Origin of the sequence: Thiomicrospira sp. (assembly GCF_014859555.1) — a bacterium.
In the GTDB taxonomy this organism is placed as follows: Bacteria; Pseudomonadota; Gammaproteobacteria; order Thiomicrospirales; family Thiomicrospiraceae; genus Thiomicrospira.
On the sequence record NZ_JACUTY010000027.1, the window covers coordinates 1 to 24264 of the forward strand.

General features: G+C 44.9%; 27 protein-coding genes. 22 read left to right on the forward strand and 5 right to left on the reverse strand.

The window, feature by feature from the left end; translation table 11 throughout:
* The 20 genes from IBX48_RS05855 to IBX48_RS05950 form a co-directional block, all read left to right on the forward strand.
* Window positions 1–744: flagellar hook-length control protein FliK (locus IBX48_RS05855; RefSeq protein WP_296831771.1), on the forward strand; the 744-nt coding region annotated here is incomplete at its 5' end.
* Window positions 745–754: 10 nt separating this feature from the next.
* A complete protein-coding gene (locus tag IBX48_RS05860) occupies window positions 755–1750 on the forward strand; it encodes a methyl-accepting chemotaxis protein (RefSeq protein ID WP_296831772.1) in 996 nt (331 codons plus the stop codon).
* Window positions 1751–1840: 90 nt separating this feature from the next.
* Window positions 1841–2692, forward strand: coding sequence for a flagellar motor stator protein MotA (motA, locus tag IBX48_RS05865; protein ID WP_296831774.1), 852 nt, complete (start codon window positions 1841–1843; stop codon window positions 2690–2692).
* Between the two features lie 19 nt (window positions 2693–2711).
* Window positions 2712–3593 (forward strand): flagellar motor protein MotB, encoded by an 882-nt coding sequence (gene motB, locus IBX48_RS05870; protein WP_296831776.1) that lies wholly within the window; start codon window positions 2712–2714, stop codon window positions 3591–3593.
* Window positions 3594–3641: 48 nt separating this feature from the next.
* Window positions 3642–4163, forward strand: a complete 522-nt coding sequence (locus IBX48_RS05875; RefSeq protein ID WP_296831778.1) for a flagellar basal body-associated FliL family protein — start codon at window positions 3642–3644, stop codon at window positions 4161–4163.
* Between the two features lie 10 nt (window positions 4164–4173).
* On the forward strand, window positions 4174–5190 hold the full coding sequence (gene fliM, locus IBX48_RS05880) for a flagellar motor switch protein FliM (RefSeq protein WP_296831780.1): 1017 nt from the start codon (window positions 4174–4176) through the stop codon (window positions 5188–5190).
* Window positions 5183–5668 carry a flagellar motor switch protein FliN gene (fliN, locus tag IBX48_RS05885; RefSeq protein ID WP_296831782.1) on the forward strand — a complete coding sequence of 162 codons (486 nt, stop codon included), beginning with the start codon at window positions 5183–5185 and terminating at the stop codon, window positions 5666–5668. Before fliM ends, fliN begins: the two co-directional genes overlap by 8 nt.
* Complete coding sequence (fliO, locus tag IBX48_RS05890) at window positions 5665–6126, forward strand: flagellar biosynthetic protein FliO (protein WP_296831784.1); 462 nt, start codon at window positions 5665–5667, stop codon at window positions 6124–6126. The genes fliN and fliO overlap by 4 nt, the downstream gene beginning before the upstream one ends.
* Before the next feature lie 49 nt (window positions 6127–6175).
* The gene (fliP, locus tag IBX48_RS05895) at window positions 6176–6865 is read left to right on the forward strand and encodes a flagellar type III secretion system pore protein FliP (protein ID WP_296831787.1); all 690 of its coding nucleotides are present in this window, start codon (window positions 6176–6178) and stop codon (window positions 6863–6865) included.
* Window positions 6866–7135 (forward strand): flagellar biosynthesis protein FliQ, encoded by a 270-nt coding sequence (fliQ, locus tag IBX48_RS05900; protein WP_296831789.1) that lies wholly within the window; start codon window positions 6866–6868, stop codon window positions 7133–7135.
* 2 nt (window positions 7136–7137) lie between these two features.
* On the forward strand, window positions 7138–7917 hold the full coding sequence (fliR, locus tag IBX48_RS05905; RefSeq protein WP_296831791.1) for a flagellar biosynthetic protein FliR: 780 nt from the start codon (window positions 7138–7140) through the stop codon (window positions 7915–7917).
* Window positions 7918–7926: 9 nt separating this feature from the next.
* Complete coding sequence (gene flhB, locus IBX48_RS05910) at window positions 7927–9054, forward strand: flagellar biosynthesis protein FlhB (RefSeq protein ID WP_296831793.1); 1128 nt, start codon at window positions 7927–7929, stop codon at window positions 9052–9054.
* Between the two features lie 13 nt (window positions 9055–9067).
* Window positions 9068–11158, forward strand: coding sequence for a flagellar biosynthesis protein FlhA (gene flhA / locus IBX48_RS05915; RefSeq protein ID WP_296831795.1), 2091 nt, complete (start codon window positions 9068–9070; stop codon window positions 11156–11158).
* 20 nt (window positions 11159–11178) lie between these two features.
* Window positions 11179–12354 (forward strand): flagellar biosynthesis protein FlhF, encoded by a 1176-nt coding sequence (gene flhF, locus IBX48_RS05920; protein WP_296831797.1) that lies wholly within the window; start codon window positions 11179–11181, stop codon window positions 12352–12354.
* On the forward strand, window positions 12344–13243 hold the full coding sequence (locus IBX48_RS05925) for a MinD/ParA family protein (RefSeq protein ID WP_296831798.1): 900 nt from the start codon (window positions 12344–12346) through the stop codon (window positions 13241–13243). Before flhF ends, IBX48_RS05925 begins: the two co-directional genes overlap by 11 nt.
* A 14-nt stretch (window positions 13244–13257) precedes the next feature.
* Window positions 13258–13983: an RNA polymerase sigma factor FliA gene (locus IBX48_RS05930; protein ID WP_296831800.1), complete on the forward strand. Its 726-nt coding sequence runs from the start codon at window positions 13258–13260 to the stop codon at window positions 13981–13983.
* Window positions 13984–14027: 44 nt separating this feature from the next.
* Entirely contained in the window at window positions 14028–14432 is a 405-nt protein-coding gene (locus IBX48_RS05935) for a chemotaxis response regulator CheY (protein WP_296831821.1), read from the forward strand.
* 140 nt (window positions 14433–14572) lie between these two features.
* On the forward strand, window positions 14573–15244 hold the full coding sequence (locus IBX48_RS05940; protein ID WP_296831802.1) for a protein phosphatase CheZ: 672 nt from the start codon (window positions 14573–14575) through the stop codon (window positions 15242–15244).
* A gap of 112 nt (window positions 15245–15356) precedes the next feature.
* Window positions 15357–17447, forward strand: coding sequence for a chemotaxis protein CheA (locus tag IBX48_RS05945; RefSeq protein ID WP_296831804.1), 2091 nt, complete (start codon window positions 15357–15359; stop codon window positions 17445–17447).
* Window positions 17448–17462: 15 nt separating this feature from the next.
* The gene (locus tag IBX48_RS05950) at window positions 17463–17975 is read left to right on the forward strand and encodes a chemotaxis protein CheW (RefSeq protein ID WP_296831805.1); all 513 of its coding nucleotides are present in this window, start codon (window positions 17463–17465) and stop codon (window positions 17973–17975) included.
* A 580-nt stretch (window positions 17976–18555) separates the two neighbouring features.
* Here the strand turns inward: IBX48_RS05950 and IBX48_RS05955 are convergent.
* Window positions 18556–18849 carry a hypothetical protein gene (locus tag IBX48_RS05955; RefSeq protein WP_296831807.1) on the reverse strand — a complete coding sequence of 98 codons (294 nt, stop codon included), beginning with the start codon at window positions 18847–18849 and terminating at the stop codon, window positions 18556–18558.
* Window positions 18850–18915: 66 nt separating this feature from the next.
* Between IBX48_RS05955 and IBX48_RS05960 the strand changes: the two genes are divergently transcribed.
* A complete protein-coding gene (locus IBX48_RS05960) occupies window positions 18916–19227 on the forward strand; it encodes an NGG1p interacting factor NIF3 (protein ID WP_296831809.1) in 312 nt (103 codons plus the stop codon).
* A gap of 57 nt (window positions 19228–19284) precedes the next feature.
* Here IBX48_RS05960 and IBX48_RS05965 read toward each other — a convergent pair whose 3' ends face one another.
* From IBX48_RS05965 to IBX48_RS05980, 4 genes are all read right to left on the reverse strand, one after another.
* Window positions 19285–19782 (reverse strand): copper chaperone PCu(A)C, encoded by a 498-nt coding sequence (locus IBX48_RS05965; protein WP_296831811.1) that lies wholly within the window; start codon window positions 19780–19782, stop codon window positions 19285–19287.
* Between the two features lie 8 nt (window positions 19783–19790).
* Window positions 19791–20408 carry an SCO family protein gene (locus IBX48_RS05970; RefSeq protein WP_296831813.1) on the reverse strand — a complete coding sequence of 206 codons (618 nt, stop codon included), beginning with the start codon at window positions 20406–20408 and terminating at the stop codon, window positions 19791–19793.
* Window positions 20409–20471: 63 nt separating this feature from the next.
* Window positions 20472–22529 carry a TonB-dependent receptor gene (locus tag IBX48_RS05975; protein WP_296831815.1) on the reverse strand — a complete coding sequence of 686 codons (2058 nt, stop codon included), beginning with the start codon at window positions 22527–22529 and terminating at the stop codon, window positions 20472–20474.
* Between the two features lie 38 nt (window positions 22530–22567).
* Window positions 22568–22696 (reverse strand): hypothetical protein, encoded by a 129-nt coding sequence (locus tag IBX48_RS05980; RefSeq protein ID WP_296831817.1) that lies wholly within the window; start codon window positions 22694–22696, stop codon window positions 22568–22570.
* Window positions 22697–22709: 13 nt separating this feature from the next.
* Between IBX48_RS05980 and ilvA the strand changes: the two genes are divergently transcribed.
* The gene (gene ilvA / locus IBX48_RS05985; protein ID WP_296831819.1) at window positions 22710–24233 is read left to right on the forward strand and encodes a threonine ammonia-lyase, biosynthetic; all 1524 of its coding nucleotides are present in this window, start codon (window positions 22710–22712) and stop codon (window positions 24231–24233) included.
* Window positions 24234–24264 lie beyond the last annotated feature (31 nt).

The following is a 24264-nucleotide window of genomic DNA, read 5'->3' on the forward strand; positions in this document are numbered from 1 at the left end:
AATGCCAATGCCAATGCCAATGCCAATGGCGTGGCTGGCCAAGCACAAACGCAAAACCCGGTGAGCGAATTATCTTCCAAACCTTTGCAGGAAGTGCAAGCGCCAGTGCAAAGCTTTCAGCAGCAACTGAGTCAATCTAACCTGCAGCAGCAGGCGATGAACTTGACTCTACGAGATCAATTGGCTCAACAGCAACAACAAACCTTAAAAGCATCGGATATTAAATACAAAACTGCGGATGGCGAAGGCGAGCTTGAATTGTTAGCCGCTCAGCCAGCGGGAGCGGAGCGTAAATCGAATGCCCCAGCCTTGGCTTCGATAGCTTACCCGTTACGCCATCCGCAATGGGCTCAGTCGGTTGGTAAACGCATTGTGTTTATGGCGAATCAACAGATGCAACAGGCACAGATTAGCCTAAATCCGGATAAGTTGGGACCCATTCAATTAAGATTGCAGCTGGATCGAGATCAAATGGTGACGGTATCCATGACGGCTCAGCATGGTGCTACGCGTGAAGCGTTAGACGCCGCGATACCAAGGTTAAAAGAGATGTTGGAACAAGCCGGTATTCGTTTTGATGAGGTTAAGGTGGAAGATGAAGAAGTTTTTGAACAAGGAAATCAAAGTCAAAACGCGGCGTCAGACAAGGTAAAAGCAGAGGCACTGAATACCTCAGAAGACGATGGTAAAGATACGCCATCGTCTACAAAACAAACAGATAATATGATCGATTTTTATGCTTAGGAGTAGAAGAATGAAAGCCGTTAGCAAAGGACTGTTTTTAGGAGGGCTGAGTTTGCCTGCAATCAGTATGGCTAATACTGAAGTGACAACGGGTTCGATGATTGGTTTTGTTGCGGTCGCAGTGGGCGTAACCGCTGTAATCGTTAGTGCATTAATCTACTTATTGTGGTGTAATAAGGCGGGCGTATGTGAGCAGTCTGAATTAGTTGACGAGTTAAATCAGTTTAGCTACGATGATCGTTTTGATCAAGTCTTAAAGACACCAAACACAAACCCTAAGTTGCTGAAGGCCTTAAACCAGTTGCTTGAACAAGCACAGGAAAAGTTAGATCAACGTTCGAAAGAAGTGGCGAGCTATCAGTCTGAAGTTGAAGGCTTACAGCAACAGGTGAACAGTCTAAACTCGGCTTTAGCAGGTGCCCAGCAAGAGACAGAAGAAGCACGCGCTGCGGCAGAAACCGGCTTTGATGTGAGTGAGTTATTTGAGCTTTCGGAGCAGGTAGAGCAAGCCGTAGAGCGCATGAGTCACGGTTCAGCGGCGGGTATGTCTTCCGCAGAAAACGTGATTACAGAAGTGAGTGGTTTGACTGAGGAAGTCACACGTGCGACCGAGGTGATTAAACAACTTGAGTCCGATAGTAGTAACATTGGCACGGTTTTGGTTTTGATTCGTGATATTGCTGAACAAACCAACTTGCTGGCTCTGAACGCGGCAATTGAAGCGGCTCGAGCGGGTGAACACGGTCGAGGCTTTGCCGTTGTGGCGGACGAGGTTAGAATACTGGCCGGTAAAACCCAGCAAGCCACAACCGAAATCCAAACTATCATAGAAGAATTGCAGCAGCGAGCTCGTAATGCCGTTCAAGTGATGGAGCATGGACAAGAACGTGTTGAGAACACACAAACACAAGCCAGTAAAGTTAGTGAATTTTTACACGATATTGCAACCAGCTTGAATCAGTTAAAGTCAGCTCAAGACGCTTTGACCCATGTTATTAAACGCTAGTAACAAAACAACAACCAGGCCTGGTGCCTGGTTTTGTTGTGTGGGATGAGCGTCTGAACCTAATCGTTTTATTAAAAGGGTAAATATACAGTGAAGGCGATTGTCGGAACACTTATCGTTTTAGGATGTTTTTTTGGTGGGTATTTGCCGCATGGGAGTGCGGCAATTCTGTTTCAACCACTTGAATTTCTTATTATTTTTGGCTGTGCTTTCGGTGCTTATGTCATTGGCAACCCCGGCTGGATTATTAAAGGTGGTTTTGCTGGTGCCTTATCGTTAGCCAAGCCATCCAGTTTTAATAAACAACTTTATATGGACTTGCTGGGTTTGATGTTTCGTATTTTTAATAAAGCTCGCCGTGAAGGTTTAATGGCGATTGAAGCGGATGTTGAAGAGCCACATGAAAGTGAGATTTTTAATGCCTACCCTAAAATCGCAAAAGACCATCATGTGGTCGATTTTGTTTGCGACTATCTGCGCTTAATGATTAGCGGTGCCAGCAACCCTTACCAATTAGAAGATTTGATGATTCTCGAACTAGACGTTCACCATCACGAAGCCATGGCACCTTCAGAGGCGGTCGGCAAGGTAGCCGAGGCCTTGCCTGGCTTTGGTATTGTGGCGGCGGTATTGGGTATTATCGTAACCATGAGTTACTTGGATGCCGGTCCCATGGAAATTGCCCACCATATGTCAGTTGCCCTAGTGGGAACCTTTTTGGGGATTATTGCGGCTTACGGTTTTGTAGGGCCCATCGCTTCCGATATGGGAAATCGTGCACACGAATCCAGCGCGTTTTTTACGACGATTAAAACCTGTTTAATGGCTAATTTGAATGGTTATGCACCTCAGATTGCGATTGAGTTTGGGCGTAAGTCGATTCCGGGTAAGTTACGCCCGTCCTTTAATGAGGTAGATGAGTACTTGCAAACTCAAAAATAACGGTCAGTGACAAAATAACATGAGTGATGAACAGTCCATAATTATCAAACGAGTTAATAAGTGCCCCCATGTTCGACATGGTGGCGCTTGGAAAGTCGCGTTTGCCGATTTTATGACCGCGGCGATGGCCTTCTTTCTGATGTTGTGGATTTTAGGTGGAACCAGCGATTCAGAACTTAAATCCATGGCCGAGTATTTTCGTGATCCTACTGTAATTGAAGCTTCCCCTGAAATTCTAATCCAATCTGAGCGAGCGGGACAAGCGACGGATTCGGTGATTGATATGGGGGGGCATACAGATGCACCGCGCGGTGATAAATTGGATGAAATTGATGAGGCCCAGCTTAAGCAAGAACAACAAGAAATGCAACAGCTTAAGCAGGAGTTGGAGCAACGTATTGAAGCTTCGCCAGTATTACAAGAGTTTAAGGAACAGCTTAAACTTGATATCACACCGAATGGATTGCAGGTTCAGGTAATTGATGACCGCCGTCGTCCCATGTTTGATGCGGGGGTTGATGCACCAAGAGCTTATGCACAAACGATTATTAGAGAGTTGGGCGGTGTGCTGGCCAAAAGTTCAAGCAAAATTAGTGTGGCGGGTCATACCGACTCGTCAAGTTATGGCGCAAACGCTCAATACACTAACTGGGAGTTGTCAGCCGATCGTGCTAATGCCGCAAGACGTTTAATTTTACAAGGTGGCGTGGCGGCAGACAAGATTGTGCAGGTAGTTGGGCTTTCCGATACCGTTCTGTTTGACAAAGAAAATCCTTATAACCCGCGGAATCGCCGAATCACGATCGTGGTGTTAAACCAGGAGGCAATTGCTCGAATCCGCTCATTGAGTGATGCGCAGGTTTTGGGTAGCACGGGTGCCGAATTACGAAACATCCGATGATTTTCGGTGTTACAATTTTCAATTAAATCATAACTAGGAAAAACAAGCATGGCGGAAGAAGAAGTCCAACCAGAAAAGAAAAGTGGCAAAGGCTTAATCATAGCACTCGTTGTGGTGGTTTTATTGCTGATAATTGGCATGGGTGTAATGGCGATGATGCTGCTTAACTCTGGTGCTAGTGGCGCGTCAGGTGACGAGGTCGTTGCTGAATCGGTTTCACCTTATAAAGAGTATCCAGCACCGCCAGCGGGCACACCCCCATCTTATTATGAAATGAAGTTTGTCGTGAATTTTAAAGGTGAAGGAAGGGCACGTTTTTTGGCGGTTGACTTGAAATTTATGTCTCGCTACCCTGAGTTAATTGAAGATATGGAGCATATTCGCCCAATTCTGCAAAATGATCTGCAGATGTTGTTGCGTAACCAAACGCATACTGAATTGAGTCAAGATGATGGTCAAGAGGTCTTGCGTCAGCGTATTTTAGAAATTGGTCGGGCGGCGGCACAAGATAATGGTCTGAATCCAGAATATGTGCAAAATGTGTTTTTGACACGATTCGTGATGCAGTAAGGATTATTAAATGGATGATATCCTAAGCCAAGATGAGGTTGATGCACTCCTTCGCGGTATGGGCGACGGTGATGTTGAAACTGAAAATGATGAGGCGAGTGATGGCTCGGCTAAAGTCTATGACTTTACCAACCAAGAGCGCATTATACGTGGACGGCTTCCCGCATTGGATATTATTAATGAACGCTTCGCGAGAGGGTTTCAACGTCATTTTAATGAGATGATTTTAGCCAGCGTTGAAGTGACGGCCGGTGAAGTTAAAATCATTAAAATGATTGATTACCTGCGTAATTTGTTTGTGCCGACCAGTCTTAATATTTATCGCATTAACCCACTGAATGGTATCTCCTTATTTACACTGGATTCGAAGCTCATTTTTACCGCCGTTGATATCTATTTTGGTGGTACTGGGTTGTTGCCTTTCAAAATTGAAGGCCGTGAATATACCCCGGTTGAAATGAGTATGATCCGCAGTATCTTAGATATCTCGACTGAAAACATGCGCAAAGCTTGGGCTCCAGTAATGGATGTCGAGATTGAATATATGCATTCTGAAATGAACCCTAAGTTCGCTGGTATTGTAGATGCCACTGATATGATTGTAGTGAGTCCTATTAATGTGCGTTTTGAAGGGGTAGAGGGGCGCGTTGACATCGTTATGCCATATGCGATGTTAGAGCCCGTTCGTGACAAGCTTGAAGAAGGTATGCAAAACCTTCAAGGTGAGTCCGATAACCGCTGGTCGAAAACCTTGAGAGAAGAGTCGAAAAATATTGAGATAACAATCAATGCGGTATTAGCGGAAGTGGCGATGGATATGAGCGATATTTTAAATATGGAAACGGGAGATATTATCCCGATTGACATGCCAAAATCTGTCACGTTGCGGGCTGAAGGGATTGCGTTGGCGCATGGTAAAGTCGGCATCAGCAACGCCAAAAAAGCCATAAAAATTGAAGAAATTTTACATCATCCTGCTTATCATGAGCGAATGATCGATAATGTGAAGGACTGGTACAATGAGTGATCAAGAAGAATTGGATGCATGGGGTGACGCTTTAAACGAACAGGCTGAATCGGAAGGCGCGGCGGATGACATAGGCTCAGATGATGACCCTTGGGGAGACGCGCTGAGTGAACAGTCGAAAGTCGAAGCGGCTGAAGGTGCGAAAGCGACAAAAGCGGGGGCGATGGATGCGGCCGCTTTTGAAGCTTTAAGTGCGGAGCGTGGTAACTCAAAAAACAAGGTTGATTTGGACGTTGTTTTAGATATTCCGGTGACGTTACAGCTTGAAATTGGGCGTGCTAAAGTATCTATCCGAAATTTATTATCTTATACTCAAGGCTCGGTCGTTGAGATGGATAGGTTGGCCGGTGAGCCTTTAGATTTATTGGTAAACGGCACCTTAATTGCGCACGGTGAAGTTGTAGTGGTGAATGATAAATTTGGGGTACGTTTAACCGATGTAATCAGCCCACAAGAACGGATTAAGAAGCTTAAATGATAAGCTTTAAACGGTTATTAACAACTTGTATGATGGGGTTGGTTACCCTGAGCGGGGCGGTTTTCGCAGAAGATACACCGAGTTCGCAAGTGGGAGGGTCTTTAATCAGGCCTGGTGATTACTTGGGGCAGATTATGGTTTCTTTGCTTTTAGTGCTGGCGATCATATTCGTAGGTGCTTGGTTGGTGCGTCGATATGGCCGTTTTTCAGCGGTCGCGGATGGTCAGCTTCGTGTGTTAGGTATGTTGTCGGTCGGCCAAAAAGAACGTATCATGCTACTGCAAGTTGGTCGCCAGCAGCTGTTGGTTGGTGTTACCTCAAGTCGAATTACGACCTTGCATACACTTGACGAACCAATAGATGTTCAAGATCCGGAGTTAGTCGCTCCCTTGAAACCCTCTTTTGCGCAACGTTTTCAAGATGCACTAAAGCAAAGACACACTGGTGAAAATAGTTAAATTCTTTCTCTTCTTATTATTATCTTGTTCTCCCATTCTTGCCCAGGCCATGCCTGGTATTCCTGCATTTACGGTCGAAACTGATGCGCAAGGTAATCAAGATTACAGCTTAACGTTGCAAATTTTGCTGCTAATGACAGGCTTAACCCTGTTGCCAGCGGCATTAATTGCCACCACCTCTTTTTTACGTATTATTATTGTGCTAGCTTTATTGCGACAGGCTTTGGGCACAATGCAAACGCCATCCGGTCAAGTTTTGATCGGCTTGGCGTTATTTTTAACGTTATTTATTATGTCACCCGTTCTGGATCGGATTTACAACACGGCAGTCAGTCCTTATTTAGAAGAGCAAATGGATTTTAGGCAGGCGGTTGATTTGGCGGTTATACCGATGCATCAGTTTATGATTGAGCAAACACGTGAGTCAGATTTAGGCATGTTTGCCGAGATGGCCGGTATTAGTTTGATCTCACCAGAAGAAGTGCCGCTTAGGGTGTTGGTGCCGGCTTTTATGACGAGTGAACTTAAAACCGCATTTCAAATTGGCTTTATGATTTTTATCCCGTTTTTGATTATTGATTTAGTGATTGCGAGTTTATTGATGTCGATGGGCATGATGATGTTATCGCCGATGATTATATCCTTACCCTTTAAGTTGATGTTGTTTGTTTTGATTGATGGCTGGGCATTAGTAGTTGGCACACTGGCGAATAGTTTTGTCGTGGTCGGGGGAGGTTAGATGCAGCCAGAAACCGTATTAACACTCGGGCAGAAAATGCTAGAAGTGGTCGTGATGTTAGCCGCGCCACTTTTAATTCCGGCTTTGTTGGTCGGCTTGTTGATTGGTATGTTTCAGGCCGCCACTCAAATCAACGAGATGACACTGAGTTTTATACCTAAGTTAGCGGTCGTTGTTCTGGCTCTGATGATTGCAGGACCTTGGATGTTAACCACCTTGATCTCCTACACAACCGAGCTGTATATGAACATTCCTGCACTGATCGGTTAATCATGTCTTTCTCCTATCAAGAACTCCTTCAATTGATAGGCTTGTACTTTTGGCCTTTTGTTCGTATCGGCGCTATGTTGTCGATCATCCCCCTGTTTGGAATGCGTTCAGTTCCTGTACGATCTCGTCTTATCCTTACCCTGTTAATTACCGTTGCTGTTGCGCCAATGTTGACCTTGCCTCCTCCGGTGGATCCGTTTAGTTGGACTGGGTTAATGTATATTGTGCAGCAGATATTAATCGGGCTGGCGATGGGCGTGATTTTCTTGGTTGTGTTTCAAGCCTTTGTTATAGCCGGTCATATGATCGCAATGGGGATGGGCTTGGCGTTTGCATCCATGGTTGATCCTGCCAGTGGGGTTCAAGCCCCAGTTGTTTCCCAGTATTTTACAATTGTTGTGACCCTACTTTTTTTAGCTTTAAATGGTCACTTAATGGTAATTTATGCGGTAGTGGATAGCTTCCACTATTTGCCCGTTGGCACTCAGATGTTAACGACTGAGAGCTTTAAATTGGTGTATGAGTTTGGTGGTTATATGTTTTCAGCGGGGGTGTTGGTGGCTTTACCGGCGATTACTGCGTTGCTTTTAATTAACATTTCATTTGGTGTGATTACGCGTGCCGCGCCAGCCTTAAATATTTTTGCCGTAGGGTTTCCGATTACCTTGTTAGCAGGCCTGGTGATGATGATTTACACGACACCGATGGTTTTGCCTCACTTACAAGAGTTGATGACACGAGCCATGGAAGCGTTTCAAATGTTACAACTTAATCCAGTTTAGGTGTAATACATGGCAGAAAATGACAGCGGCCAAGAAAAAACCGAAGAACCCTCCGAGAAAAAGTTACGAGAGGCGAGTGAGAAAGGGCAAATAGCTCGGTCAAAAGAACTCACCACATTTTTAATGGTAATCTCGGCATCGCTGTTTTTGTATTTTTTCGGTGCCGGTATGATTCAGTCATTTCAAGTGATTATGGTGAATGGCTTAAGTTTTGATCGTGACCACGCATTTGATCCAGCGAAAATGTTTGATTTAATATTGGGCTTGTTGGCCGAGTCTTTAATGATGTTAATGCCGTTCTTTATCTTGATGGTGTTTGTCGCCATTATCGGCTCATCATTATTGGGAGGATTTAACTTTAGCGCACAAGCCATGTCCCCTAAGTTTAGCAAATTAAATCCGCTGAAAGGGCTTAAGCGCATGGTGTCGACTCAGGCTTTAATGGAATTATTAAAAGCCTTAGCCAAATTTACCCTGGTGTTAACGGTCGCGATATATTTTTTATGGCATGTGTATGCAGAGGTTATTGGCATTGGCAGTCAAGCTTTGCATGTCGCTTTAGCGCATTCGGCCAAAATTATTATTGAAGCCTTTATTTTTGTTAGTTTAGCCTTGATTGTGGTAGCCGCAGTGGATGTGCCTTTTCAAGTTTGGCAGCACACCACCAAATTAAAAATGACCAAGCAAGAAGTTAAAGAAGAATATAAACAACAAGAAGGTAACCCAGAAGTTAAAGGGCGAATTCGTCAGATTCAACGCGAAATGTCGCAACGTCGCATGATGCAAAAAGTGCCCGAGGCGGATGTGATTATAACCAACCCAACTCATTTCGCGATTGCTTTAAAATACGAACAAGACTCGATGCGGGCTCCAATTGTATTGGCCGCCGGAGTCGATTTTATGGCGGCACAAATTAGAACTCTGGCGCAAGAGCATAAAATTCCTATTATAGAGGCGCCGCCACTAGCGCGTGCTTTGTACTATAATGCCGAGATTGATCAACCTATACCGGACTCTTTGTTCAAAGCGGTGGCGGCTGTATTGGCTTATGTGTTCGGTTTGCGCGATAATAAACGAACAAAACCACTGGATGTCAGCGGGCTTGAAATACCTGATGATCTAAAAACTGAGTCCTAACTAACGGAACATAATGGATATTCAAAAGATTTTTCAACAAGCCAAGAATTCTCTAAAAAGTGGGCTTGGGGCACCAATACTAATCCTAGCATTGCTGGGTATGATTACGATTCCATTGCCCCCGATTTTGTTGGATATTTTCTTTACCTTTAATATTGTGATTTCATTGGTTGTGCTTATGGTCACAGTTTATGCCAAGCGCGTGCTGGATTTTGCTGTTTTTCCGACCGTTATTTTGATTGCCACCTTGTTCCGTTTATCACTCAATATTGCCTCTACGCGTGTAATTTTGCTGGAAGGCCAAAACGGCGGGGATGCCGCCGGTAAAGTGATTGAGGCATTTGGTGCATTTGTCATTGGTGGCAACTACGCGGTGGGTTTAATTGTATTTGCGATCTTGGTTATTATTAACTTTGTTGTTGTCACTAAAGGGGCGGGACGCGTTGCCGAAGTCAGTGCTCGATTTACATTGGATTCGATGCCGGGTAAACAGATGGCAATCGATGCCGATTTAAATGCGGGTTTAATTACGCAAGAAGAAGCGCAAGAACGTCGTAAAGAAATCACGATGGAGGCGGACTTTTACGGTTCAATGGATGGTGCCAGCAAGTTTGTGCGCGGTGATGCGATCGCAGGCATTATTATTCTGATTATTAATATTATTGGTGGTTTTGCCATTGGTGTTGGTCAACATGGCCTAAGTTTTGGTGAAGCCGTTGAAATTTATACCTTATTAACCATTGGCGATGGTTTGGTGGCTCAAATACCGGCCTTACTTTTATCGACCGCCACCGCGATTATTGTGACCCGAGTTTCGGGTGATAAAGAAGACATGGGTGAGCAGCTTGAGTCGCAAATGTTTTCTAGTCCTAAAGCTTTAGGTATCACTGCCGGAATCGTTGGGGCAATGGGCATGATTCCCGGTATGCCTAATTTTGCTTTCTTATCTTTTGCCGTTTTATCTGGTTTTGGCGCATATCTGATTCACCGTAATCAACAGAAAAAAACCACAGCCGAGCAAAGTTTAATAGAACCCGACTTTGCAGAGGAGTCGAAGCCGGCCGAGTTAGATTGGGATGATGTTCAAAGTGTTGATGTGCTTGGCCTTGAGGTGGGGTATCGACTCATTCCGATGGTTGATCAATCTCAAAATGGTCAATTGCTTGAGCGGATTCGTGGTGTGCGGCGTAAAGTATCACAAGACCTAGGTTTTTTAGTTTCCCCCGTGCATATCCGTGACAACTTGGACTTAAAACCTAACCAGTATAGAATCATGTTGATGGGCGTGCCTTCAGGTGAAGGTGAGGTGATGCCAGATCGAGAAATGGCGATTAATCCCGGTAATGTATATGGCGAGATAGCCGGTACACCTACCCAAGACCCAACCTTTGGCTTGGAAGCGGTTTGGATCGACCCGGCGGATCGTGATCAGGCACAAGCACTAGGTTACACGGTTGTTGATTCCAGTACGGTTGTAGCTACCCATGTTAGTCAGGTTATTCAGGATTATGCGTTTGAGTTATTAGGTTTTGATGAAACTCAGCAACTGTTAGATAAGTTAAAAGCGACCTCGCCCAAATTGGTCGATGAGTTGATTCCAGACCAGTTATCGCTAGCGGTACTGGTGAAAGTGCTACAAAGCTTGTTGGAAGAGAAGGTGTCTATTCGTGACATGCGCACGATTGTTGAGGCTATTTCTGAAAAAGTCGGTCAAACGCGCGATTCAAGTCAGCTCATAATGCATGTTCGCGCTGCGCTGGGTCGTTCAATTATTCAAGATATTGTCGGCATGAATACGGAGCTTAAGGTGATTACGCTTGAGCCTTCGTTAGAACAATTGTTATTACAGGCTACGCAGGGTGCGCCGGATGGTCAGTTGGCTATTGAGCCAGGCTTGGCGGAGCGTTTGCATGGTACGTTAAAAGAAGAGTCACAAAAAGTCGAAATGGATGGGCAGGCTCCGGTGTTATTGGTGGCGCCTCAGATTCGTGCTCAATTGGCGCGTTTATTTAAGTTTAGTTTGCCGAATTTACATATTTTAGCTTATTCAGAAGTACCGGAAAATCGGCAAATCAGTGTGGTAGCAAACGTTGGGAATGGTTGAGATGAATCAGGAGTTTCTTAGTGAAAATTAAGCGTTATGTGGCGCCAACAATGCGGCAGGCTATGACCAAGGTTCGTGAAGATCAGGGTCTCGAAGCGGTGATTCTGTCTACGCGCAGCTTGCCAGAAGGTGTCGAGGTTGTGGCGGCAATTGACCCGGAAGCGATTGAACACCACCAAAAACACCAGCGCGAACAAGTTCATGCTACTTACCAAGCGCCGTTAGATCAGCATTTTTCAGCGCCTCCTGCGATGCCAAGTATGCAGGGCTCAGAGCTTGATAAAATGTCACAAGAGTTACAAGCCGTACGTAACTTACTCGAACAACAGTTATCTGGATTGGCTTGGGGGCAATCTGAAATCGCTCAGCCGAATAAGGTCAGTTTGTTAAAGCGTTTGATGGGGTTGGGTTTAAGTTGGGAGCTGAGTCAGCAACTGGTTCAAGACGTGCAGCAAGACGAAGAGCAGGCCTGGTCCTTTTTGTTACAAGATATTGAAAGCTTAATTCCTAAGCATGAGCGAGATATTATCGATGGCGGTGGCATTGTTGCCCTGGTTGGGCCGACGGGAGTGGGAAAAACCACTACCATCGCAAAAATAGCCAGTCGTTTCGTAATGCGTTATGGCGCGAACCAATTGGCGTTGATTACAACCGATTGTTATAAAATTGGTGCGCAGGAGCAGTTGCGCACCTTTGCTGAATTGATTGGTGTACCGGTTTATGTTGCCAATACTCAGGGCGAACTCTACGCATTATTGTCGTCATTAAATATGAAGCGCTTGGTGTTAATTGATACGGCGGGCATGAGTCAACGTGATTTACAGTTGTCTCAACAACTTACATCAGGTCATGCAGGAGCTGGTTCGGTCAGAAACTATCTGGTTTTATCGGCCGCCACGCAATTAAATGTGATGCGGGACATCGTTAATTCTTTTGGTCAGGTTGTCCTAAAAGGCTGTATTTTGACAAAAGTAGATGAAGCCTTACAGTTGGGCAATGTGATTAGTGTATTGATTGAAACTGAATTGCCAATGGCCTATGTTTCGATTGGTCAGCGAGTGCCAGAAGATTTACAAAAAATGACGGCCAGCGAGTTAATTGATCGTGCGATTGTTTTAGGCCAGCAAGTGAGCAATACCCATGATGATTTATTGTACCGAATCGGCATGGGCAAGGAGATGTCAAATGCACAATGATCAAGCCGCTGGCCTGCGTGCAATGCGGCGTTCGCCACAAACATCGCGTGCAAATCTAGCGCAACAAAAAACAACTCAAAAGCCCGTACGTGTTATCACAGTTGCGAGTGGAAAAGGCGGGGTTGGTAAAACTAATTTATCGGTTAACTTGGCTATTTCGCTCAGCAAACTGGGTGGCCGAGTGTTGCTAATGGATGCAGATATGAGTCTTGCCAATGTCGATATCATGCTGGGTTTGCAGACCAAGTACAACTTGTCTCATGTTCTTGATGGTCAAAAAACTTTGCGAGAAGTCATTGTTGATGGACCGGGTGGTATTCGGATTATTCCGGCGGCTTCCGGGGTAAAACGCATGGCACAATTAAGCGCTTTAGAGAATGCTGGCATTATTAATGCTTTTGCAGAATTATCAGATGAATTAGATGTCTTGATTGTTGATACGGCAGCGGGTATAGCCGATAGTGTAGTGAGTTATTGTCGAGCAGCCCAAGAAGTTATTGTGGTGGTTTGTGATGAACCAGCTTCGATAACGGACGCATATGCACTTATAAAAGTATTAAGCCGCGACTATCAAGTTACCCGCTTTCGCTTAGTGGCCAATATGAGCCGCTCGCCCGCTCATAGCCAGCGTCTATATGAAAAGTTTTCGCGCGTTTGTGAGCAGTTTTTGCAGGTGCATATAGATTATTTTGGTACAGTGCCTTTTGATCAAGCGTTACGAGACGCGGTGCAAAAGCAAGTGCCGGTAACATTAAATCAACCGATGAGTCCGTCAGCTAAAGCCTTTCGAGACATGGCTAAAAAGTTACAAACTTGGCCAGTACCAAGTGATGCGACGGGTTATTTGCAGTTTTTTGTAGAAAGTTTGTTTAAACGCAATAGTCATTGACGGAGTCAAATCAGATGAACGGAGCCAGTTTATATAACCAGGTGCAGTCGACTCAAGACAGTCCTTTAGGGGGTGTTGAGCAATATTTGCCCTTAGTTAAAAAAATTGCCTATCATCTGAAAGGCCGTTTACCCAATAGTGTATTTGTAGACGATTTAATCCAATCCGGTGTGATTGGTTTAATGGAAGCGCTGCAAAAATACAATGTTACCCAAGGCGCGAGTTTTGAAACCTATGCGGGCATACGAATTCGAGGTGCGATGCTGGATGAGATTCGTAAAGGTGACTGGACACCACGCTCGGTGCATCGAAAGTCACGCGAAGTGAGTGGCGCGATGGCGAGTGTTGAAGCTAGATTGGGTCGCGAAGCTCACGATAGTGAAGTGGCTGAGGAGTTAGGTGTTACGCTTAGTGAATATCATCAAATACTGCTTGATACCAGTAGCGCCCAACTGCTTTCAATTGATGAACCGGATCATGAAGACTTATCAGAAGATCAGCTTGATAGCCACACAAAGTCCCCACTTGCTGATCTGGCCGATTCGGGATTTAAACAAGGCTTAACGCAAGCGATTGAGCAACTGCCAGAAAAAGAGCGTTTGGTGATGGCGCTTTATTATGATGAAGAGCTTAATTTAAAAGAAATCGGTCAAGTATTGGAAGTTAGTGAATCACGGGTGAGCCAAATTCACACTCAAGCCATAAAACGATTGCGATCCAGGTTATCAGACTGGATTTAGCGTGCTAAAATAACAAAAAATAGATTCAGGAAATCGAAATGCAAATCAATAGAGATATGAAAATTTTAGTGGTGGACGATTTTTCTACTATGCGTCGAATTGTTAAAAACCTGTTAAAAGAACTGGGCTTTAGTCATTTCGATGAAGCGGATGACGGTTCAACCGCTTGGCCGATGGTGCAAACAGGCAAGTATGACTTTATTGTGAGTGACTGGAACATGCCTCAAATGACCGGTTTGCAGTTGTTAAAAAATGTACGTGCCGATGAAAAGTTAAAAGAGACGCCTTTTCTGCTGATCACAGCAGAAGCGAAACGCAGTCAAATTTTAGAAGCGGCTCAAGCAGGGGTGGATGGCTATATTGTTAAACCCTTCACGGCCGCGACGCTAAATGCAAAGATTGAAAAAATATTTGAAAATGTGGCTAAACGAGCCCAAGCTGCAGAGTAATCATCAAGAGAAGAGCTTATTTCGGTAAGCTCTTTTTTTATATCCAACCCTTCCTTTCTATTAAAATACGCTGTATTGACAGGTTTTATTTACCTAGGTAATAATGTCCAGGCTTATTAATTCATATTTCGAGGTGCAAGGTGTCGTTATTAACCCAAATTAGTATTTCTGACGTACAAACATTATTATCTGATTTAGAGGCTGGTGACTTGATTGCCGCAGGTGCACAGCTTGATAAATTAACCCAGTTACGTGAGCATGAACTTTATCAAGAACTGGGCAAGATAACGCGCAACCTGCATGATACGCTAAAAGAAATTGATGATACTGAGTTGTTGCAGCAAGTAAAACATGACTTACCGGATGTTTCCGAGCGCCTAGAGTATGTTATGACCTCCACTGAAGAGGCCAGTGCTAAAACCTTGAGTGCGGCCGAGACTTTAGCTGAACGTCTTGATCAAGTTAATGAATTCATGGCGGAATTATCTTCTGATCAATTGCAGGCTGTTAAGCCTTTACTTGATGATGCATCAAGCCAAGTGACAAATATTATGATGGCACAATCTTTCCAAGACTTAACCGGTCAGGTTTTGAATCGCATTATGGTTGTGATGGGTGCTTTTGAACACAGCCTACTCGATTTAATTTCGCGATCCGGTCATGATTTATCTTCTGTTCCTGAACGTAGTGAATCCTCAAAACGAGAAAATGAACTAAAAGGGATAGGCCCGAATGTCACTAAATCCAGTCAAAAAGATAACTTGTCTTCTCAAGACGATGTCGATGATTTGCTTGGCCAGTTAGGTTTTTAAGCCTTTATTTTCCTTGGGTTAAAACCCATTTTTTGAATTTAATGGCACAATCATTGCTATGTTCTTAGCAAGATAATTTTGAGCTAGATTTAGCTTTTATGAGGACCAAGCCGTGGATGAAGAAATTTTACAAGACTTTTTAGTTGAAGCCACCGAACTCTTAGACCAGCTTAATGAACAGTTGGTTGATCTAGAAAATTCCCCGGATGATACAGACCTTCTAAATGCTATTTTTAGGGGGTTTCATACTATTAAAGGCGGCGCAGGATTTTTAGGTGTCGTCCCTCTTATTGAAATTTGCCACCGCGCTGAAAATGTCTTCGATAAAATTCGTAACCATGAAGTCGCTTATGATGCAGATGCGGCTGATGTTATCCTTAGGACTTTTGATAAAGTGAGTCAAATCATTGGCTTGCTGAATGATGGTGAGCGTGATATCGAAGAGACTGAGCCTGAGTTGTTAGAGGAGTTGGATGCGATCTATAAGCCCGCTTCTGTTAAGGTCGAGCCAGAAGTTGCGGCGACTACACAATCAACGGAACCGGTTGGCGTCGAACTGAGTTTGCCTGAAGGTGTAGATCCGGATGGTGACATGACGGATGAAGAGTTTGATGCTCTTTTAGCTCAACGCGCCCAAAAAACCTCCGATGGATCATCTAGTAGCAGCTCGGCTGAACCTAATTTAACGCTGCCAGAAGGCGTAGATCCAGATGGTGATATGACGGATGAAGAGTTTGACGCGTTACTAGCCCAGCGTGAGCAACTGACGACGGCTTCTCCAGAGTCAAAATCAGCTCAGCAGTCTGAGCCCAGCTTAACCTTGCCCGAAGGTGTCGATCCAGATGGTGATATGACGGATGAAGAGTTTGACGCGTTACTAGCGCAACGTGAACAAATTACCAGCCAACCTGCGTCATCTAAAGCCGAAACTAAACCGGCGCCCAAAAAGCCAGTCGAAGTCGCTAAACCTAAAGCCAAGCCTGCGGCCGCCAAACCAGTCAATACCCAAAAAGAAGAACCCGCCGAAAAAGCGAAAGCCTCAGGCGATTCAACCGTGCGTGTTGATACGCGACGTCTCGATGAAATTATGAACTTGGTGGGGGAGTTGGTACTGGTGCGTAACCGCCTGCTCACCTTGCGTTCGTCGGAAGCGAGTGCTGAAGAAATTTCGAATGCCGTGGCTAACTTAGACCATGTCACCACGGATTTACAGTCATCGGTGATGAAAACGCGTATGCAGCCAGTTAAGAAGGTGTTTGGACGCTTTCCTCGTGTGGTACGTGATTTAGCGCGCAAATTGGGTAAAGACATTGAGCTTGAGTTAAAGGGTGAGGAAACCGATCTCGACAAAAATTTGGTTGAAGCTTTAGCCGATCCGCTGGTTCATTTGGTTCGTAACTCAGTGGATCACGGGATTGAAATGCCAGAAGATCGTCTGGCCTCCGGCAAACCAAAGGTTGGCAAAATTGTATTGGGAGCTGAGCAGGAAGGTGACCATATTCTGTTGTCCATTACGGACGATGGGAAGGGCATGGATGCTAACTTACTTCGACGCAAAGCCGTTGAAAAAGGCGTGATGGACGAGGCGACGTCTAAACAGCTGGATGATAAACAAGCCTTTATGTTAATTATGGCGGCCGGTTTTTCGATGGCGGAAAAAGTCACCGATATTTCGGGGCGTGGTGTGGGCATGGATGTGGTCAAAAACATGATCACAAAACTCAACGGCAGTATTGATATTGATTCGGTAATGGGGCAAGGCACGCAGATCCGAATTCGCGTGCCACTTACCTTGGCTATTTTACCAACCTTAATGGTGTCGTTTGGTGAGGATAGCTATGCAATTCCGTTAACCAGTGTGCAAGAAATATTTGATTACAATTCTGACAAAACCAACAATATTGACGGCCAGAAAATGGTGCGTTTGCGTGAGCAAAGTATCCCGCTATTTTTCTTATCTGATTGGTTGGCGCCTGAGGTCGACAAGGAAAACTATAAGGGTGATAAGGTCGTTATAGTCGCGATTGGTAACCAGCGTGTGGGCTTGGTGGTTGACCAGGTAAATGGTCAGGAAGAAGTGGTGATTAAACCTTTAGGTTTAATGCTGCATAAAGTTAGTGGTTATGCTGGGGCGACCATTACAGGCAATGGTAGTATTTCACTTATTCTGGATCTACCAGGCCTGGTGGAACGTTTTCAATAAGAGGGGCATTAAGTTATGACGGTACAAACAGGCGAGCGCCAGTATCAAAATACCGGGTTGTTTTCGGATGGAGCCGATCTAGATGATGAGGATTATATTAGCCCCACCATACGTTGTGTATTGTTTAGATTGGATAGTGAAAACTACGGGATTAATGTTAAAAAAATTCGTGAAGTCTTGCGAGTGGGTGTGATTCGTAAAGTACCGGGTTCGTCTCGAAATGTAATTGGTGTGATTAACGTGCGAGGTGTGATTGTCACAGTTGTGGATACCCGGAGTGTGTATGGTTTGCCCTCAAAACAGCCTGATGATTTCTCTCGTATTATTATTGTTGAATTGGACGAAGATCGAGCGGTTGGTTTAATGGTTGATAAGGTTCAGGAAGTAAAAGATATTCCCGAGTCGAGAGTAGATTTGATGGCCGCCACACGTGAAGGAGCTTCCGGCTATATACAAGGGATCGCACACTATCAAGATAACGTGATTATTTTGGTCGATACCGATAATATGTTTGTTGACCATTCCTAAAGAACTTTCATAATAAACCTAAAGCACCAGGCCTGGCACTGGTGTCCGGAGTAAAATTATGAGGGGTTGACAAAAAAGCCGTTGTTCCTAGGATAGAGGTATTTCCGACAAAAGAAAGACTTCAAAAAGGAGACGACGGCTGTGTTTAACTCTACTCGATTCGCGCAATTTTTAAAACCCATTCGCACCACATTTAATTCCTTAGTTACTCAATACCAAACCGATTAACCCAGAATTTATTCTGGGTTAATCGAGGTGCCCATCTGCTCATCAAAATCGAGCAGATGGCACACCAACAAATTGAACCGATGCGGCTCACACATAGCTTGTTCGAGAGGTCGAACCAAATAAGTGACTACTATAGGCGAAAAAAACAGCGAGAATTGTATGAAAAACAACAACTCTCACTGTTATAAGGACTCGCAATGATAATGAATTATGGGCTTACAAAATTATTCCGGACACTAGTGCTAGGCCTGGTGGTTGGATAAAAAAAGCCCCGAATGAAAGTTTGCGACTCAAGCGTAACTTATCATTCGGGGCTTTTTTATGGCCATGATTTAAACCTCAAAAATACGGGTTAAATCATGCCACCCATTTGGTGGTTCCACAAACTGCCAAAGATTAAGCTGAATAAGATGCCAGTGCCAAAGGTGATATACCATAAACGACGCATTTTTTTCTCAGCTAAAGCCTGGGTCGAACCGGTCTCATATTCAGGGCGGTCTTTAAAGAACACCAGCATTAAACCAACCGCGCCAATAAAACCGGCAATATTGGCATAATAAACCACTCCAGTGGTATAAGAGGCGACACCCAGTAATAGGATTACAAAATACGTAATCAGTAGTTTTTTCATACTCGTTAACTTCATAGGATACCTTTGATTAAATGACGAGGGTTATTTTAGTGAAATTTCAACGCTAAAAGGCAGGTTTTTATGTTTAAGTTAATCTTTTTTGTACCGGAGTCAGGGCTCGAAGTTGTAAAGTCGGCCGTATTTGAAGCCGGAGCGGGCCGTCAAGGTGATTACGACCAATGTGCCTGGCAAACTAAAGGTGAGGGTCAGTTTAGACCTTTAAAGGGCAGTCAGCCTTATATTGGCGAACTAAATCAACTAGAGCGAGTGGCCGAATACCGAGTTGAAACCTTGGTAGATGCCGAATGTCTTCAGAAAGTCATACTCGCCCTGAAGTTAGCTCATCCTTACGAAGAGCCAGCTTATGAGGTGATGCGGCTTGAAACTATATAGTTGGCCTGCTTGATTAAACATAGTTCGAATATATAAAGATCAAGCCTGATTAGGTAGTTAGTGCTGGTGGTGTTTCATGCCGTGGCCAGCGTCACGATGTTGACCCATGCCCATGATTTTACGCACTGGCGCAATAATTTCTTGTTCAGAACCATCTTTTAAAGTCACCAGAATACGAACCTCGTCGCCCTCATTTAAAGCACGGGTGGGGTTGATTAACATAATATGTAAACCGCCAGGCTTGAGTTCAGCTTGCCCCATTGATGGTACGACAATTTCTGGGATTTCACGCATACGCATGACACCGTTATCGTGGATATGCGTATGTAACTCGACCTTTTTAGCCGCATCTGATTGCGCGCTGACAATCGCAATGTCTTGGTCTGAACGGTTAATTAGCGTCATAAATGCACCGGTAGCCGGAGCAGTAGGCGGCATTTCACGCACAAACGGGTTTTCAATTTCTAAATTAGCGGCTTGGTTTGCGATCGCATTTAAGCCGATTAAACTGCTGAGCAGGCCAATGGCCAATAAAGTAGGGCGTTTAAACATCATAATCTCCATTAAAGTGAATAGCGGTTAAGAGCATCAATAAATTGTTGAGGATCGCTGGCGTGGGGTAGCTGTTCTTTAAGTTCACCATTCGGAGCGATGACATAAGTAAAGGCTGAATGATCCACCGCGTAGTTTTGTTTATCGCCTTCAACTTTTTGGTAAACCACACCATAACGTTGGCCAATCTCGTCAATTTGTGGTTTTGACCCTGTCAAACCAATCATGTCTGCATCAAAGTAGTTGACGTATTCTTGCAAACGCTCAGGCGTATCGCGCTCAGGATCAACCGAGATGAACAAAATCTGCAAAGTTTGTTTTTGCTCATCTGACAGTTGGCGATAAGCCAACGATACTTGCGCCAAATTGGTGGGGCAAATATCGGGGCAAAAGGTATAACCAAAATACACAAACACGACTTGGCCTTTAAAATCGGATAAAGCCACATCGCCATTCGCCGAAGTTAGGCGAAAGTCGCCACCGGTTGGCGCCGCCATCGGAACCTGATTGGCACGGCTATGTGTATTGTCAGGCTTAATCGTATAAATTAACGCATAACTGCCGGCTAAAAATACGCCAAAAGCCAACAGCAATATTAAAAAAGCACGGTTTAGTTTCGATTGTTTCATTTTTCCACTCCAGTAATGCACCGAATCCGCGGCGCAAATCAAAAAACACTGGGTTCTATTTTACTAGAATCGCGCGTGCAAACGTGCCCAAATATTACGACCGGGTTCCATGACTTTAACCAGTTCGTTTGTTAGGCCATCGTTGTAAGTGCGGTTGACGTGGGTAACATAAGCTTCATCTGTCAAATTATCTATGCCAGCTTGAAGCATGACGCTTTTATTTAACTGATAACCCGCAAACACATCAAGGTTTTGCCAACTATTGGTGGGTTGTTCGTTAAACTCCGTATTAACAGAATTGTGTTCGGTTGCAAAGTTTACACGTGAACCGACATACCAATCGGCGCTACCATATTGAAGTTTTAAGTGGCCGTTAAGCGGTGCCATATTGGTTAAATTACGTTTGTCGGTCAGGTTTCGGCCTTGAGTATAGGCGAGGGCACCACTCAACAACCAGGCCTGGTTAAATTTATAATCAAAATCAAACTCCGCGCCGAGGATTTCAGCATCTATATTGACGAACACCCCATTGGTTCCAAACAGGTCTGGATTAGGTGGCATTCCAACAGCTAATGAATTTGTGCTGGTTGATTGATTTTTTGCAAAATCACTTAAAATATAATCATTTACGAGATCATAATAAGCGGATAGGTTCCAATTCAGATTGGTGGTGGTTTGCGAAAGCCCTAAATCTAATTGGTTGTGTTGTTCAGGTTTTAGATCAGGATTACCGGTTCGGTTACTCCGGGTGGCAAAGAAACGTTCAGTTTCATCGGCACTGCGCTTGGTATGGCTTAATCCCGCAAACCAACGCATGTTATTAGAAAGATCTTGTTCATAACGAATCAAGCCATTCCAGTTGGTTTCTTCAACGTTGGTTGCGCCAGAGTAGTCTTTATAGACGGCGGTATAGATGGTTGTTGGTGTATTTGCAGGCATAGCAGGAGAGCTTGTCGCATCATGAGCTTTCGCATTCACCTGGTCAACCCGAACCCCGTAAATCAAGTTTTGGTTGGCTGACAAGCTTGTATTGGCTTCCGCAAATAGACTGTTTTGTTGTGTGCGCACATCCGGCCACATTAAAAAGGGCACCGCGCCTGTGCTCGCGTTTTCTTGAGTGGCACGTTTTTCTACGGTTTGTAGGAGTAGGCCATATTCCAGCTTAGTTTGCTGAATGTCGCTCGATAGTTTAAGTTTCGCGCCCGAGGCAAGGGTATCGCTAGGCGCGACGGTTTGAGAATTAGCCGTCAAGGTTCTAAGTGAGTAGTTGTCCATAACATGTTCAACTTCAGAGTGATAAAGTTGAATATCGACCGCGTTAATCGGGCCGCCCAAGTTTTGACCTTTATAACTTAGGCGAGACATAACCGCATCCGCTTTGGGGGCATCCATTCCGGCACCTTGATATAAGGCATCTTTTGTATTGGAAATTTCGTGTGAGAGTTTGACATGGTGATGATCGGACGGTGTCCAGCCTAAGTCGATATGGCCTTGGGTAGTTTCGTAGCTTGAACGAACTTCATCGCCATTACCGTCTTTATAGTTGTCGGCCTTTTTTTGTGCGCCCTGAAGGACAAGGTAACCTTGCTTTCCGCCAGCGGAAACTTTGGCGCCGATATCTTGAGTTAAACCCTTTGAGTTGGTCGCGGCATAGACTTCACCTTGGTAGGGTTTATCTGCTTCAAATTTGGGTTTTTCACGTTCAAGCAAAACCGTGCCACCTGTGCCACCCACCCCATATTGCAATGACTGTATGCCTTTAATGACGGTTATTTTGTCAAAACTGGATAATTCAACATAAGAAGTGGGCGGGTCCATTCGGCTTGGGCAGCCGCCTTCCACTTTGCCACCATCAATTAAAATATTAACCTGTGATTGCGATTGTCCACGAATCACCAAATCCAAACCATGTCCGCCAAGGCGTGACGCCTCAACCCCTGAAATTTGTCGAAAAACCGCACCGGTTTCGCTATTGCCGGACGTTTTTAACAATTGTTCGCCACTTTGACTGGTTTCGGTTTCGATGTGGGCATGCACTTGGATCGGTAACAATTGGTTTTCCGCCATCGCTGAGTGAGATAAAGCGCTCAAAACAGCTAACGTAAGTAAACGTGTTTGCATGGCATTTCCTTGAAAATAGTGTGGTTGAATAAATGGGTTTATTCTAGACAGGCTGCCAAACTAGAGTATTGAGAAATCATTGAGATGTGTTGTGTGGCCAACCACCAGGCCTGGTTGCGAATTTCCTCTAATAGGATTGCGCCTTGGTATAATGCCTGCATTATCACAAAGGGGAACCCCATGCCCGAACAAGTTTTAAAACGCGTATTAACCGTGCCGGTTTACGATGTAGCTGACGAAACCCCGCTCGAAATGGCACCGTTGTTGTCGCAGCGTATGCAAAACAAAGTTTGGTTAAAACGTGAAGATTTACAGCCGGTGTTTTCATTCAAACTGCGCGGCGCTTATGCCTGCATGGTAAGGCTCAGCGACGAACAAAAACAAGCCGGTGTAATCGCGGCTTCGGCTGGCAATCACGCCCAGGGTGTGGCGTTAGCGGCCAAAAAAATGGGCATAAAAGCCACGATTGTCATGCCCCTAACCACACCTCCGATCAAAGTAAACGCGGTGAAACGTTTAGGTGCCGAAGTGGTATTACACGGTGATGCGTTTGATCAAGCCTCAGTGCATGCTAATCAGTTAATGCGTGAACATCACTACACCTTTATTCATCCGTATGATGATGAAGACGTCATCGCCGGCCAAGGTACGGTGGCGTTGGAAATGTTACGTCAGCATCCCAAACCTTTAGATGTGGTGTTTGTTTGTGTGGGCGGTGGCGGCTTAATTGCGGGTATTTCGGCCGTATTGAAGCAGGTTTGGCCAACTACGCGAGTGGTGGGCGTTGAGCCCGAAGATTCGGCTTGCATGACCGAAGCATTAAAGGCCAACGAGCGTGTGATTTTAAAGCAAGTGGGTTTGTTTGCCGATGGCGTGGCGGTGGCGCAAGTGGGTGAGATTCCATTCCGAATCGCTAAAACCTGTGTGGACGAAATGATTACCGTCAGCACCGATGAAATTTGTGCCGCGATTAAAGACGTATTTGAAGATACCCGCGCGATTGCCGAACCCGCTGGCGCTTTAGCGGTAGCCGGTTTAAAAAAGTTTGTCGCGCAACGTGAAGTCGCCGGATTAGAAATGGCGGCGATTGTAAGCGGCGCGAACATGAACTTTGATCGTTTGCATCACATTGCCGAGCGCACCGAGTTTGGTGAAAAACGCGAAGCCATTTTTGCGGTAAAAATTAAAGAACAACCCGGCAGTTTCAAACAGTTCTGTGAAGACCTTGGCGCACGTCGAGCGATTACCGAATTTAACTATCGTTATGCCGACTCGAAACAAGCCATTGTGTTTGTAGGGGTACGTACCGAAGGCGGGCGCGCCGAGCAGCAACAGCTAATTGATAGTTTGCGAGAAAAAGGCTACCAGGTTGAAGACATGTCAGAAAATGAAATGGCCAAACTTCACCTGCGTCACATGATTGGTGGCAAGGCCGAAGGTTTACAAAACGAAACCCTGTATCGGTTTGAGTTTCCGGAACGTCCGGGTGCTTTGTTGAACTTTTTAAGTCGAATGAGCGAGGAGTGGAATATCAGTTTATTCCATTATCGAAACCACAGCGATGCGTATGGGCGTGTGTTGGTTGGCGTGCAAGTGCCAGCGGTGCAGAAGGATGCGTTTGAAGTTTATTTAAATGAGCTGAAATATCCATTTGTTTGCGAGCAGGATAATCCTGGTTATCACTTGTTTTTAAACACCCACTAATTGTCAGCAATGAGTTGGGCACCTCGATTAA